11 protein-coding genes are annotated in these 14259 nt (G+C 62.2%); 7 read left to right on the top strand and 4 right to left on the bottom strand.

The features are described from left to right. From Q4P21_RS02890 to Q4P21_RS02880, 3 genes are all read left to right on the top strand, one after another. Nucleotides 1–1287 (top strand): aspartate ammonia-lyase (locus Q4P21_RS02890; RefSeq protein ID WP_303387357.1); only part of this gene is annotated, 1287 nt, incomplete at its 5' end. 51 nt (nt 1288–1338) lie between these two features. Next, nucleotides 1339–2883 carry an amino acid permease gene (locus tag Q4P21_RS02885; RefSeq protein ID WP_303387356.1) on the top strand — a complete coding sequence of 515 codons (1545 nt, stop codon included), beginning with the start codon at nt 1339–1341 and terminating at the stop codon, nt 2881–2883. A 176-nt stretch (nt 2884–3059) separates the two neighbouring features. Beyond that, nucleotides 3060–3770 carry an FMN reductase gene (locus Q4P21_RS02880; protein WP_303387355.1) on the top strand — a complete coding sequence of 237 codons (711 nt, stop codon included), beginning with the start codon at nt 3060–3062 and terminating at the stop codon, nt 3768–3770. An 11-nt stretch (nt 3771–3781) separates the two neighbouring features. On the opposite strand, the gene Q4P21_RS02875 is transcribed toward Q4P21_RS02880, so the two are convergent. Continuing rightward, on the bottom strand, nt 3782–4837 hold the full coding sequence (locus Q4P21_RS02875; protein WP_303387354.1) for an alpha/beta hydrolase: 1056 nt from the start codon (nt 4835–4837) through the stop codon (nt 3782–3784). A gap of 166 nt (nt 4838–5003) precedes the next feature. Here Q4P21_RS02875 and Q4P21_RS02870 point away from each other — a divergent pair, with 166 nt between their 5' ends. The 4 genes from Q4P21_RS02870 to Q4P21_RS02855 all read left to right on the top strand — a co-directional run bounded on the left by Q4P21_RS02870 (nt 5004) and on the right by Q4P21_RS02855 (nt 10578). Then, on the top strand, nt 5004–5798 hold the full coding sequence (locus Q4P21_RS02870) for a TetR/AcrR family transcriptional regulator (RefSeq protein WP_303387353.1): 795 nt from the start codon (nt 5004–5006) through the stop codon (nt 5796–5798). A 65-nt stretch (nt 5799–5863) separates the two neighbouring features. Further along, complete coding sequence (locus Q4P21_RS02865; protein ID WP_303387352.1) at nt 5864–6598, top strand: hypothetical protein; 735 nt, start codon at nt 5864–5866, stop codon at nt 6596–6598. 56 nt (nt 6599–6654) lie between these two features. After that, a complete protein-coding gene (locus Q4P21_RS02860) occupies nt 6655–9648 on the top strand; it encodes a glycoside hydrolase family 2 TIM barrel-domain containing protein (protein ID WP_303387351.1) in 2994 nt (997 codons plus the stop codon). Nucleotides 9649–9753: 105 nt separating this feature from the next. Next, a complete protein-coding gene (locus Q4P21_RS02855; protein WP_303387350.1) occupies nt 9754–10578 on the top strand; it encodes an SDR family NAD(P)-dependent oxidoreductase in 825 nt (274 codons plus the stop codon). On the opposite strand, the gene idi is transcribed toward Q4P21_RS02855, so the two are convergent. The 3 genes from idi to Q4P21_RS02840 all read right to left on the bottom strand — a co-directional run bounded on the left by idi (nt 10568) and on the right by Q4P21_RS02840 (nt 14072). Continuing rightward, complete coding sequence (gene idi / locus Q4P21_RS02850) at nt 10568–11116, bottom strand: isopentenyl-diphosphate Delta-isomerase (protein ID WP_303387349.1); 549 nt, start codon at nt 11114–11116, stop codon at nt 10568–10570. The genes Q4P21_RS02855 and idi overlap by 11 nt on opposite strands. A 64-nt stretch (nt 11117–11180) precedes the next feature. Beyond that, nucleotides 11181–12197, bottom strand: a complete 1017-nt coding sequence (locus Q4P21_RS02845; protein ID WP_303387348.1) for a thermonuclease family protein — start codon at nt 12195–12197, stop codon at nt 11181–11183. Nucleotides 12198–12227: 30 nt separating this feature from the next. After that, entirely contained in the window at nt 12228–14072 is a 1845-nt protein-coding gene (locus tag Q4P21_RS02840) for a hypothetical protein (RefSeq protein WP_303387347.1), read from the bottom strand. Nucleotides 14073–14259: the final 187 nt, after the last annotated feature.

The following is a 14259-nucleotide window of genomic DNA, read 5'->3' as shown; positions in this document are numbered from 1 at the left end:
ACCCCGCTGAGCAGCAACACGCACCTGGTCAACGGCCTTGCCATGGTGAAGCAGGCTGCAGCCCAGGCCAACCATGAACTGGGACTCCTTGACGATGTCCGCGCCGGGGCCATCATCCGGGCCTGCCAGGAAATCATTGCGGGGCAGTTGCATGAGCAGTTCGTGGTGGACGTCATCCAGGGTGGTGCCGGGACGTCGTCGAACATGAATGCCAATGAGGTCATCGCCAACCGTGCGCTGGAAATTCTCGGCCATCAGAAAGGTGAGTACCAGTACCTGCACCCCAACGACCACGTCAACCTCAGCCAATCCACGAACGACGTGTACCCGACGGCGGTCAACGTGGCCACCATTTTCGGGACGAAGTCGCTCGTGGTTGCCATGGAGTACCTGTGTGACGCCTTTGCCGCCAAGGCCGTGGAATTCCGCACCGTGGTGAAGATGGGCCGCACGCAGTTGCAGGACGCCGTGCCCATGACGCTCGGCCAGGAATTCAACACCTATGCCGTGACGATGGGCGAGGATCGGGCGCGCGTGGCCGAATCCAGCCTACTGGTCCACGAGATCAACCTTGGCGCCACTGCCATCGGTACCGGGCTCAACGCGCCGCTCGGCTATTCCGAACTGGCCTGCCGGCACCTGGTGGAAATTTCCGGACTGCCACTGACCACATCCGTGGACCTGATCGAGGCAACGAGCGACGTCGGCGCTTTCGTCCACCTGTCCGGTGTGCTCAAGCGCGTGGCCGTGAAACTGTCCAAAATCTGCAACGACCTGCGCCTGCTCTCCTCCGGCCCCCGTGCCGGATTTGGCGAGATCACGCTGCCGGCCGTCCAAGCAGGGTCCTCCATCATGCCGGGCAAGGTTAACCCGGTGATCCCGGAGGTGGTGAACCAGGTGGCATATGAAGTCATCGGCAACGACGTCACCATCACCTTGGCTGCAGAGGGTGGGCAGCTGCAGCTCAACGCCTTCGAACCCATCATCGTGCACAGCTTGACCAAGAGCATGCGCCATCTTGAGGCTGCCTGCTACACACTTGCAGACAAGTGCATCCGCGGCATTACGGCCCACGAGGACAAGTTGCGTGCACAGGTGGAGCATTCCATCGGCCTGGTCACTGCGCTAAGCCCGCGCCTGGGCTACGCCACCTCCACGGCCATTGCACTGGAGGCGCTGGCCAGCGGCCGGGGTGTAGCGGACCTGGTCCTGGAACACAAACTTCTCACCGCCGAACAGCTCAACGAACTGCTCCGCCCGGAGCACCTGGCCAACATGGGTGATTAATCTGCCGATGGCAACGACGCCACCGGCACCGTCAATTAAAGGATTCATAACATGAAGCAACTGGAAGTCATTGAAACATCCGATTTAGTTCAAGATTCGCCCAGCGCCTCCCTGACGGCGGAGGACGCTGGGCTGCACAAGGGCTTGAAGTCCCGCCAAATCCAAATGATCGCCATTGGCGGGGCCATCGGCACAGGTCTTTTCATGGGCGCCGGTGGACGGCTGGCCGGAGCTGGTCCGGGCCTGGTCATCAGTTATGCAGTGTGCGGCTTCTTTGCCTTCCTGATCCTGCGGGCCCTGGGCGAACTGGTCATCCACCGCCCATCCTCGGGCTCCTTCGTGTCCTACGCCAGGGAGTTCTTCGGGGAAAAGGCGGCGTTCGTCTCGGGCTGGCTGTACTGGCTGAACTGGGCGATGACGGCCATTGTCGACATCACCGCCGTCGCACTCTACATGCATTTCTTCGCCAAGTATGTGCCGTGGGTGGGGACCGTGCCACAGTGGGTGTGGGCGCTGGCCGCGCTTCTGACGGTGCTGGGGCTGAACCTGGTCTCCGTGAAGGTCTTTGGCGAACTGGAGTTCTGGTTTGCCCTGATCAAGGTCGTGGCACTGGTGTCATTCCTGCTCATCGGCACCTACTTTGTCATCTTTGGAACCCCTGTGGCTGGGCAGGAAGTCGGCTTCACGCTGATTGCCGACCACGGCGGGCTGTTCCCGAACGGGCTGCTGCCAGTGGTGGTGGTCATGCAGGGCGTGGTGTTCGCCTATGCCTCCATCGAACTGATTGGCACGGCCGCGGGGGAAACCCAGAACCCTGAAAAGATCATGCCCAAGGCCATCAACACCGTCATTGTCAGGATTGCCGTGTTCTATGTCGGCTCGCTGGTGCTGCTGTCGCTGCTGCTGCCGTACTCGGCATACAAGGCGGGGGAGAGCCCGTTTGTCACGTTCTTTGGTTCCATCGGGGTCGAAGGGGTGGACTCGATCATGAACCTGGTGGTGCTGACGGCGGCCTTGTCCTCGCTCAACGCCGGACTCTACTCCACCGGGCGAATCCTGCGCTCCATGGCCTTGTCCGGCTCAGCGCCGAAGTTCACCGCGAAGTTGAACGCCCGCGGTGTCCCATATGGTGGCATTCTGCTCACTGCGGCCGTTGCGTTCCTTGGCGTCATCCTGAATGCGGTTGTTCCCGCCGCGGCATTTGAGATTGTGCTGAACGTGGCGGCGCTGGGCATCATTGCCTCCTGGGGCATGATCGTGCTGTGCCAGCTGGCCTTGTTCCGGCTGGTGAAAAAGGGCTTGGCTGTCCGGCCGTCCTTCCGCATGATCGGTGCCCCCTACACCGGCTACTTGACGCTGGCGTTCCTTCTAGCAGTGCTGGTGCTGATGGGCTTCGACAGCCCGGTGGGTACCTGGACCATCGCCTCCATCGTGGTCATTGTTCCGGCACTCATCATTGGCTGGTACGCCAGCCGCGGACGGATCAATGAGATTGCCGCCAGCCGCGACGGCAGCACCGGCGCCCACCCGGTCACCGCCCACCACAGCTCCGTCATGGCAGCCAAGGAAGGATTCGACGGCGAGCCGCAAGGCTAAGGCGAGCGCCGGCGTCGGGCACTCCCAAGGTGGGTCACCCCAAGAAAAAGGCCCGACGCCGGCTAAGCCCCGCCACCAAACGCCACGTGCCCGGCGGGAATAACGTCAGTGCTGACTCTGTTGACACCATTAGATGCAAACGCATGAATACTGCGTTAGCTTTTCAAGGAGTCTTCATGCAGCGCACCATTGTCGTAATTTCCGCCGGACTTGGCGTTCCCTCCACCACGCGCATGCTCGCCGACCAGCTGGCTGCGGGTGTCCTTGCACGGCTGACCCAGCAGGGGATCACGGCCGTGCTTGATGTGATTGAACTGCGAGAGTACGCCACCGACATCGCCAATAACATGGTGACCGGCTACGCGGGCCCCGCCTTGGCCCAGGCCATCGAACGGGTGGCCGCGGCCGACGCCATGATCGCCGTGACCCCCACTTTCAGCGCCTCCTATTCGGGGCTCTTCAAATCATTTTTCGACATCCTCGACCCGAAATTCCTTGACGGCATGCCCGTCCTTTTTGGCGCTACAGGCGGGTCTGCGCGCCATTCGCTGGTGCTGGAGATGGCCATCCGCCCGCTGTTCAGCTATCTGCGCGCGAACACCATGCCCACCGCCGTGTACGCCTCACCCGAGGACTGGGGAGGTTCCGGCAGCAAGCCGCTAGAGGCGCGCATTGGGCAGGGAGCTGCTGAATTAGCAGCTGTCCTGAGTGCACGCCCACTGCGAAGTACGACGTCGGAACCCGGCACCGCGACGTCGGACGGTGCCGCTGGGCTGGGGCTGGGAGGCGGAGTACCCGGGCACCGGGACAAGCGGGCCCGGCACGAGGCAGAAATGATGACTTCGCTGCCGTTCGAGGAATTGCTGGCGCAAACCCGCCGCCGCTAAGCCCGCCGTCGCTAGAAGATGGGCTGCACCGGCTTGGACGTCAGCGGCGGTGGGTCAAGATTCTCAAGCACCACTGTCAGCGCCGTGCGGTAAATCTCGGGATGGATTTCCGGGCTGGCATGGCCGGTATCGGGAACCTCGTAAACGAAGTGACGGTTGCCGGGCATAAGCGCCTCCCAGCCGCGGATGGCTGAGGAAGCGTCGACAATGAAGTCGTCGGGGTCGTAGATCATTCCGATCCCCGTGCTGGCTGGCACCTTGCCGTCATATTGTTCCGGGAAGGCCAGCAGGAAGGTGGCTTGGGTGGTGCTGAGCATCAATGAGTTGTTGTCCGGGTCAAGTGAGCTGGAAATGCCGCTGCGGGCCGCTTGGTACATGCCCTGCCCGTTGGGGTTGGCCAGCCCGCCCCACAATCCGGCACCGATCCGGCCCAGCAGGCCCAAATAGGGAACCACTCTTCCGGCGAGGGATATGTACTGTTTGCCTGGGTCTTCCACGTCTGCCACATTGCTGGGGCTGGACCCCATCACAATCAGGGTCACGGCGGTCCCCGTTTGCGCAAGCAGGGAAGCGAGCACCGTGGCGGCCATGCCGCCGAAACTGTCGCCATAAAAGTAGACGGTGTCGATCTTGCGCTCATAGACGTCCCGCTGGATCGCAATGAACAGCTGGGCAATGTCAATGCCTTCATTGGAGTAGCCGATGAACGACGCCGGTGCGCGCTCGTTCATGGCGGGCTGCAGCGCGGAGAGTTTCCGGCCGGCGTCGCGGTAGCTGACCCGGAAGCCGCCGAGCAGGTACCAGGTCTTGCCGGGGAAGCGCAGCGCAGCCGTTCGGTTTTCCTCATTGTCTGGAGTGTTGATCCGATATTGACTGCGCTCGGTCAGGATCGCATCTGCGGCAATGTTGGCCTTGAACGCGGTGGTGATGGCGGCCGCGCCCATGGTCAGGAAGAACAGTCTGCGCGGCATGTCGGGAATCTGGCGCGGTGGTTTCGCAGGAGGGGAAGGCTGTTCCGAGCCGTCGTCCTGTTGCAGCTTGCTGTCATCGGCTGTGCTGGTTGTCATGAGGGATCACTCATATTCTTGCACGCTTTCAAGCTCGTGAATGGCCTGTGCCCGGCAAAAGTTACCGGATGGTACGCGGCATGCATTGCCGCGTACCGGAGCATGAAGACGCAGCAATTTGGGGGGATGCGTCAGAGCGTAAAGTGCTGTCGTCTAGACTCGGTGGATGAACACCCAGGGCGCCAAAGACGCCGTGCCGGAACCGGCAAAGCCAACCCAAGGGGAAATCCTTCCCTCGGTGGCCGGGGCGGGGCGCCGTTACTCGGGGATGTGCTCCGCTGACCGCGTATTGGAACGCCACGGCCGCCTGGTGGCTGCGGGGATCGACGTCTTTGGCACGCAGGGGTACGGGGGCACAAAGATCAAGACCCTGTGCAAAAGCGCCGGTTTGAGCGAACGCTACTTCTACGAGTCCTTCGAATCCCGTGAGGATCTCCTCGCTACCATCTACGACCATCTGGCCGCCGTCCTGCTGAAGGCTCTCAAGGCGGCGTTCAGTGACAAGGCCAGGGGCCTTTTGGCGGCGGTCAAGGCCGGAACCGGCGAGGTGGTGCACTTCATGCTGGACGACCCCCGCCACGTCAGGATCCTTCTGGTGGAAATGGTTGGGGTTTCGGACCAGCTGGAGGCCATGCGCCACCGCTCACTGAACGACTTTGCCGACGAGACCATGAACCAGCTGCTGCTGCTCTGTGGAACGGACCCCAAGGAAGCCCGCGAATGGCTGGCCGCGCATCCTGAGGACCAGGCGATGGCCGACATTTTGGACTTTGCCCGGCTCACGGCAGTGTCCATCGTTGGAGGGGTCAACAACATGCTCCTTGACGCCCTGCAAGGCGGGACCCTGCACAAAAGCCAAAGAATCATCGACGTCTCCTGCCAACTCATCAGCAACGCCTCCCTGGGCATCCGCGCGCTCGCAGAAAAGCAGTGCCCGCACCCCGCCATCGCGGTGCACTGAGCCACTCAAGACACGCGCCAGCCACAACTCTTGGTGAGCATCCACGGAGGTGACACGATGGAGGCATGCAAGACTTCTGGCAGTTCGTGGGTAGTTACTGGTGGCTGGCGTTCCCTCTGGCCGGCATTCTCGGGGGCTGGGGAAAGGCTGTGAACAGATCCAGCGAACGCCGTCACCAGCGCAATATCGAGCTGTACAAGCTGCAGCACCCGGAAGTCGCCGGGCTTGACGTCTCATCACCTGCATGGGATTCCGCCCAGGTCAAGGTGCCGGGCAATGGTGAGCCGGGAAAGACACCGGGCTACACGGAAGCCGATGTGGCCAAGGTGATGGATGAGCATGACGCCGTCAACCGACAATGGCTGAGCTACGAACTGGATGTAGCCAAAATGATCGACTTCCCCATGATGAGTGACGTCCGGCAGCCACTCACAGTCGCGTTTCTACGTTCCAAGCGCGACGCCGACGCACTCCGCCCGGTGGCCGCGGCAGATGTGGTGGACAAGGGCCGCTGGGACGACTATCGCAACGCCGTCAACGCCTATGCGGTGGCGTTTGAAGTCGCGGAAAAGGAAGCCCACAGGGTCAAGGACTCCGCATTTAGCGAGCCGGAACGCCTGCGTCTGAAGACTGCACGGAAGCTGGTGAACATTGCCGAAGATGAGGCCGGCACCGCGTCCGAGCGTCGCACCGCTTACACACGGGCCCGTAAGGAGTTGGACGGGTTGATTGTCCTCCCCGACGTCACCATTGCCTCCCTTGAGCAAAAATTGGCAAAAATGCTTGAACCCGGCAGCTAGCGTCACAAGAATACCGCCACAACCCACCCATCCCTGAGATGTTAAGGATCCACACTGTGAACCTGCTGCCCTCAAACACCAACCTTGCCGCCAGCCCCTACGACTCGATCATGGAGCTCACCAACCCCGGACCGGGAACGGGGGGATTGCGTCCGCGAGCACACATGGACCACGGCTTGCCGGTGCTTTCGCTCAACGGCAACTGGCGCTTCAACTATTCGCAGTCGCTGGCTGCGGCACCTGTCGGCATTGAGGCGGAAACGTTCGACGACGGCGCCTGGGACACGCTGCCGGTACCCTCCAGTTGGAACTTCCATGGACACGGCGCCCCGGCCTACACGAATGTGCAGTTTCCTTTCCCACTGGACCCGCCCCACGTGCCGGATGCCAATCCGGTGGGGGACCACAGGTGCCTCTTTGACGCTGGCCAAGAGTTCCTGCAGGGCGCGGTGTTGCGTTTCGACGGGCTGGACAACGCTGGAACCGTCTGGCTCAACGGCCAGTTGTTGGGCACCACGCGTGGCTCCAAGCTGTCGCACGAGTTTGAGGTGACCGGCATTGTCCGGGCCGTGGCCAACGTGTTGGTGGTGCGGGTGGCCCAATTCTCCGCATCAAGCTTTTTGGAGGACCAGGACGCTTGGTGGCTGCCGGGCATTTTCCGTGATGTGAGCCTGCTGGCCCAGCCACAGGCGTCGTTCCGGGACGTGTTTGTGCATGCCGGCTACACCGCTGGGGGCAGCGGGACGCTCCGGGTGGAGATCGATCCGCCGCTGCCGGACGTGGTGGCCACCATTGTGGGGCTCGGCTTCAGCGGGGTACTGGAATTTGCTGGAACGGATCATGATGAACAAGGCGGTGAAACGGGAGTTTCCGCCACTTTTGACGTGGGCCAGGTGGAGCCGTGGAGCGCGGAATCGCCCATCCTTTATGAGCTGACACTTTCCACGCCCCTGCAGACTGTGCGGCTGTTGGTGGGCTTCCGCACCATCACGGTCGAGGACGCACAGATCAAGCTCAACGGGACGCCACTGTTGTTCCGAGGGGTGAACAGGCACGAACACAACCCGGATTTGGGCCGGGCGGTGCCGCGCGAACAAATGCGCCGGGAGCTGCGCCTGATGAAGGCACACAATATCAATGCGATCCGCACCTCCCACTACCCGCCGCATCCGGTGCTGCTGGACTTGGCAGACGAGCTGGGCTTCTACGTCATTGACGAATGCGACTACGAAACCCATGGCTTTGAGGACGGCGATTGGGCTGGGAACCCCAGCCAGGAACCCCAGTACAGGGAAGCGTTGCTGGATCGGATGGCAAGAACCGTTGAACGGGACAAGAACCACCCGTCCGTCATCATGTGGTCGCTGGGCAACGAGGCTGGCAAGGGCGAGAACCTGCGGGCCATGGCGCAGTGGACCAAGGAACGGGACCCTGAGCGTCTGGTCCACTACGAAGGGGACTGGGCCTGCCCGTACGTCGATGTGTATTCACGCATGTACGCCACCCCGGCGGAAGTCGAGTTGATTGGCCGCCAGGAAGAGGTGCCGCTGCCGGACCCGGCGCAGGACGAGCACCGGCGCAACCTGCCGTTCATCCTGTGCGAGTACGTCCACGCCATGGGCAACGGCCCCGGCGGTCTGCAGGAATATCAGGATCTCTTCGATGCACACCCCCGTTTGCAAGGCGGGTTCGTGTGGGAATGGATTGAGCACGGCATTCGCCAACACACCCCGGATGGAGAGGCGTTCTTTGCCTATGGCGGTGACTTCGGCGAGCAGGTCCACGACGGCAACTTCGTCATAGACGGCATGGTCTCGGCCGACTTGGAACCGCGTCCGGGCCTGCTGGACTACAAGAAGGTGGTGGAGCCGCTGGGACTGGCGGTCTCCGCCGACTGGCGCGAACTTGCCGTGCACAACAAGTACGACTTTTTGGACACCGCGCACCTGGCCTGGACGTGGACGGTTGCCGGGCCTGAAGGCAAGATGGCAGGCGGCACGCTGGAGGTACCTGTGACAGCGGCAGGGGCCAGGGCCGTCGTCGAGCTTTCTGCGGAGATTACCCGGGAACTGGCACCGGAGCGGGTCTTGACCATCAGCGCAGTACTGGCGCACGAATCGCCGTGGGCGCCGGCTGGCCACGAGATTGCCTGGACCCAGCAAGGGATCCCTGCTGCCCCGCAGCCGCAGGTGCACACCACCTCCGGCGCGGCCGGGGCCGTGGTGGAGGACGGGGAGCTGCACTTTGGCCCGGCCACGTTCAGCCTGTCCACCGGTGAACTGAGCACCTTCAAGTCCGTGCCCGTCAATGGGCCGCGGCTGACGCTGTGGCGTGCACCCACCGACAACGACAACGGCAAGGACCACGCCCTGCCCGGATCCCCGCGCACCGCCGACACCTGGGTAGCTGCCGGCCTGCCCCTTCTGCAGGGGCGGCTGCAGTCCATGACGTACGACGGCGGCGAGCTGGCGGTGCGCGTGCGCTACGGTGTGCCGGTGGCCCGCCAGCATGTGGATGTCGAGTATGCATGGCGCACCGACGGGACACTGTTGGAACTGAGCGCGCACCTCACGCCGAGCGAGGGCTGGGGGCAGACCTGGCCGCGGTTGGGTTTCGACTTCGAGCTCCCGGGAGAGTTCTCCCAGGCCGCGTGGACCGGGCATGGGCCGGGTCAAAAGTATCCGGATACGGGCATGGCAGCGCAGCGCGGGTGGTTCAGCGCCTCCATGGAAGAACTGCAGGTGCCATACGTCAGGCCGCAGGAAAATGGTGCCCGCGCAGGGGTGTCCAAACTTGTCCTGTCCACAAAGCCGGCGGGTGGGCAGTCCGTGACGTTCCAGAGCGAGGACTTTGCGTTCACGCTCCAGCCCTACTCACGGCAGGTTCTGACGAATGCCAACCACACCCCTGACCTGGTGGCAGACGGGATCAGCCACCTGACACTGGATGCGGCCGTGCAGGGGATTGGCACGGCGTCGTGCGGGCCGGGTGTGCTACCTGCGTACCAGCTGGCCCCGGGGCCACTGAGTTCCACGGTGGTGCTGGGCTAGGAGTGATTGGCTCCGGCTGCCGTGAGGTGGTGCCTGGGAATGTGTGCACCACCTCACACGTTGGAATGACTGGGAACGAATACCGTCCGAATGCAAGGAGCAGTCATGTCGCGCACAGTTGTCATTACCGGGGCCAGTGACGGAATTGGGGCCGCTGCGGCAAAAATGCTCGCCTACCCCGGAGACACCCTGGTGGTGGTGGGGCGCTCGCCCGAGAAAACCAAGGCGATTGCACAGGAGCTGGAGTCAGACTATTTTGTCGCCGATTTCGCCGAGCTGGATCAAGTGCGCAAGTTGGCTGCAGCCCTGGCGCAGAAATATCCGCGCATTGACGTGCTGGCCAACAATGCCGGCGGCATCATGGGCAGCCGGGAAGTCACGGTGGACGGGCACGAGAAGACGTTGCAGGTGAACCACCTGGCCCCGTTCCTGCTCACCTCGCTGTTGATTGACCAGCTGGTGGAAGCCAGAGCCACCGTCATCAATACTTCCAGCAACGCCCACAGGGTCATGGCCAAGTTCAATATTGACGATCTCGACGCCCAGCAGCGCTACAGCCCCAATGCTGCATATGGCAATGCCAAGCTGGCGAACATTCTCTTCACGAAGGAACTGAACAGGCGGTATGGGGACCACGGTGTCAACGCCGTCACCTTTCACCCCGGGGTGGTGGCCACGCACTTCGCCGCGGAATCAACATGGCTCATGCGCCTCGGATACGCCGGTGTCATGCGCAGGCTCCTGCTCTCCCCGGAACAGGGTGCCGACACGCTGCTTTGGCTTGCCACGACACTGCCGGGCGAGGATTGGACGCCGGGGGAGTACTACGCAAAGCGCAAGATTGCGAAGACAAGCTCGCTGGCAAACGATGCGGCACTGGCGCGGCAGTTGTGGGAGCGCAGCGCAGTGATGGTGGGGCTCAGTAAGTGAAACGTCCGCCGGTGTAGACACCTTCGGCAAGTTGCCGGATCAGCCAAGGGCTGAAGGCAAAAGGTGTGGCCGTCACGGCTTCCTCCACATCCACCAGTTCGCTCCATGCCCAGTCGCACACCTCTGCGGGATTGGGTGAGATGGTTTCGGGGCCCTCATAGATGGCGGTGAACACGGGGCAGATCTCGTTCTCCACAATGCCTGAGGCATCAATGGCCCGGTAACGGAAGTCCGGAAGAGCTGGCTGGATGCCACTGACGACTATGTTCAGCTCCACTGCGGCGCGGCGGACAATGGCTTCCTCGAAAGTTTCCCCCGGGGCCGGGTGTCCGCAGAACGAATTGGTCCACACCCCAGGCCAGGTTAGCTTCGAGAGGGCACGACGTGTGAGCAGCGTGCGTCCCTGGGTGTCGATCAGGTGGCATGAAAATGCCAGATGCAAGGGTGTGTCAGTGGTATGCACCAACGCCTTGTCGGCAGTGCCGATCTCGTTCCCGTTCTCATCCAACAATCTGACCAGTTCAACGTTTTGACCCATGGTGGGACCTACTCCTTTTGCACGTGTCACACCAGTCTATGGTTCCAAGGCCGCCGAGGCGTGATTAGCAAGGGCGCCAAGTCTTTCCGCCCGGTGCATAACAGCGGGGACCATTGTATCCGGGGTAGGCGCCACCAGTGTCCTGCACCGGGGGTACATACGGTGCCGGTGCCGGAGGTACATAGACGGGTGGCAGATTCCGGATACGTTCGGCCTCTGCCGCGGCTGCTTCTGCCTGAGCTTTCGCAGCCGCTTCCACTCTTTTCTGCTCTTCCGCGGCAGCCTTCGCTTGTGCAGCCTCTACTTTCGCAGCCGCTTCCGCGGCCAGCTTCTTTGCGGCAGCTTCGCCTTCGGCTTTTGCCAGGGATGTTTCTGTTTTCTTCAGTGCCGCAAGGTTGGACTCAGCCGTCTCGATCTGCGCAGAAAGGGACTTGATGTGCGTTGCGAGTTCAAGGTCGTCAAAAGCAGCCCACACAACCATGTTTGTGCTCGTCTTCCCTGTCTGAAGCAGGGTCCGCAAAGACTTCGCCGTGGTGATGGCAGGTGCCACCACTGAAATCAGTGAGCTGGTAGCGGCCGCAGTGGAGCCGGCACTGGTTGCAGTCGCAGTTTCCAAGGAATCGCTGACATCTGCGACCTGAGCGGGCAAAGTGCAGCTGATGGATGGGTCGTACAGGCCTCGTGCGCTGGCTTTGGCCTCTTTTTCAGCGTCCTTGACCGGAGGTAGGAACTTCGTGTTCTTCCCAATGGCCACGGCGGTGCCGAAGCCAGCACGCGCAATGTCAGCGCTGGCGAAAGTGCTGCCAGGAGTGAAGACGGCAGCCAGTGTGCGATCGTACTTGTCCTTGCGTTCCACGTCGTACTGCAACTTGATTTTGGAACCCACAGGGAGCAAGCCACGCAGGAAGCTGGTGGCCTGCGCACCCAGACATTCGACCGGCTTGTTGGGATCCTTTGTTTCCGGTGTGTCGATGTTCAACAGCCGGATGATTTCATTCTTGCCATGCACGGAAGCCACGAGAGTGTCCCCGTCAGTTATGGACACCACTGTGCCGGTATCTGAACCATCATTGCTGCACACCTAAACATGCGAAAGAGCCCATTGTTTGGCTCATGCCTTGACCACGCTATGGGTGACCACCTCGTGCAATTCCACGTTCCCGGACGGAAGTTTCCAGTAGTGGAGACGCAGTGCCCCGGCAGTTCCTTGTTCCACGTACAGCCGCATGCACACATCCTCGCCTCGCATGGTGGGTCCGGCGTGGGCACCTTCGTTCTGGCGCAACGGGTGGGGATCCCGCTTGCGCAGAGGCCCTTTTCGATCAGCCACCAAATCGACCACGGCGCGCAGGGTTTTTCGGCGCTGCTGTTCGTTCAGGCATGCCCACGAATCCAGGAAATGTTGAGAGCAAGCAAAGTTTGCCAACGGGTTCCCGGCCTTGTCCTGCGCAGGAACGTTCAGTGCCCAAGCCAGCATGAGCTCGAATCGAAACTGATCCTCGGCCACCATGAACAACTGCTGTGGTGCGGCCTCGCTACGTGACGTGGAGGATCTGCGCTGCTGCTTTTGCTGCACCAATGCCGACTTCGTTCGGACCAACTCGTCCCGCAGCGCTTCTTTCTCGCGGTCCAGCTCATTGAGCTCTTTCGCCAGTTCCTTGGATCCGTTCCTTTCGGCTTCGAGTTGGTCCTGCAGCGCCCTGGCTACTTTGTCCGTGGCGCCCTGCCGTTTTTGTGCTTCAACCAGCTCGGTGATGGTGTGCCGGGCCTGTTCCAGCTGCATCTGAGTGGATTGCAACGCCGTGCGCCGCTCGGCAGGGGTCAGCAGCGACTCTTTAGTTCCCGGCATGTCGCCAGCAGCCACTTCAGGTGTACCGAACACGTCGGTTGCACCGCAATCGCTGGAGGTTTCCTGGGCCACGTCATCGGTGGGGCCCGCACCAATACCGGCGGAGCGGGTGGTGAACAAGCTGGCGTAGGGCCGGGCGCTGTCAAGCCAAGCCGGCCCGCCGCGGACCAGAGGTGGGGCAGGGACGGCTGCTTCGTCGTCGTCCACGTCCAGCATGGACAGCAGCACGGCACCATTCTCGTAGACCACCCGCACCCGGACCACCTCGCCCTCGGTCAGGAGGTCCTCGGCGGAGTCAAGGTCGTTGGAGGAAATGCGTTCCACGTCGATGCGGAAATCACTGCCGGGCCAGAGCTCCACCATCGCGACACGGGGGCACACGGACTTGACCCGGGCCAACGCCACATCCCCGTGCTGGTAGACGGTCACGGGTGAGGGGCGGGGGAGTAGAAGAGCCTTGATATTGAGGATGTTTGTGTCGGGATCCAGGATGCCCGTGACGTGTTGGCCCTGCGCCAGCAGCCAGTCCAACGGAATCTTGGGCAGCAAGTCCGCGCCTCGAATCACCGCCCGGCCACCATTGGCAGCCAATGTCAGCATGGCCCGGTCGGCAGAGGGAAAACCCGAGACGACTGCTTCGCAAAGGACCGGTTGCGGGGCAGTGGAAGTGTGTTCGCCGGCCTTGAAATGTTCGGCGGCAAGAACGTCCCGTTCCAAGTTCTTGTAGACGTGCGGCAGGAAACCGGCGCTGCGCAGCACCAGTGGCGGAGGCGTGCTGGTGCTCCACCGCGGGCCGTGGGGGTACACGCGTGCGCCGTTGCCAAAAACGTGCAGGCCGTCGGGCAAGCTGTTCTGCAACTGCCGGGTGTGGATGCCGTTGGCTATTTCCACAACGTGGACTTCAGGGCCCAGTAGGGCCGCCACTTTGCCTGCATCGATGCGCAGCGGCACACCGGGCACATGGGAGACCACCACCACGGTTCGGCTGCGGTGCGGATCCATGAGGTGTGCGGCCAGATCGGCGCCTTCGGTGTAGCGGACCGCGGTGGCCGGCAGTGCCGCAACAGGGAGCAGAGCGCGCTTGTGCTTGTTCTTTTGTGCAGGCATCAAGCGCTCCTTGTCCATCGCGATGTGGGCGTGAATCGTGTGATCCACACTACAGCGAGGAGGTGTGTGTGAACCTGCCCCCAAGTAGTCCTTTTGGACAGTTTGTTCGTTCAGCGCATGCAGCGCGGCCAATCGATGTGTGAGCTGGGATACATTGGCGGGACAGTGCGTGAGGGAGGCCACAAGC

Source organism: Arthrobacter sp. (genome assembly GCF_030540645.1).
GTDB lineage: Bacteria > Actinomycetota > Actinomycetes > Actinomycetales > Micrococcaceae > Specibacter.
This window is presented reverse-complemented; position numbering and strand designations above follow the sequence as displayed.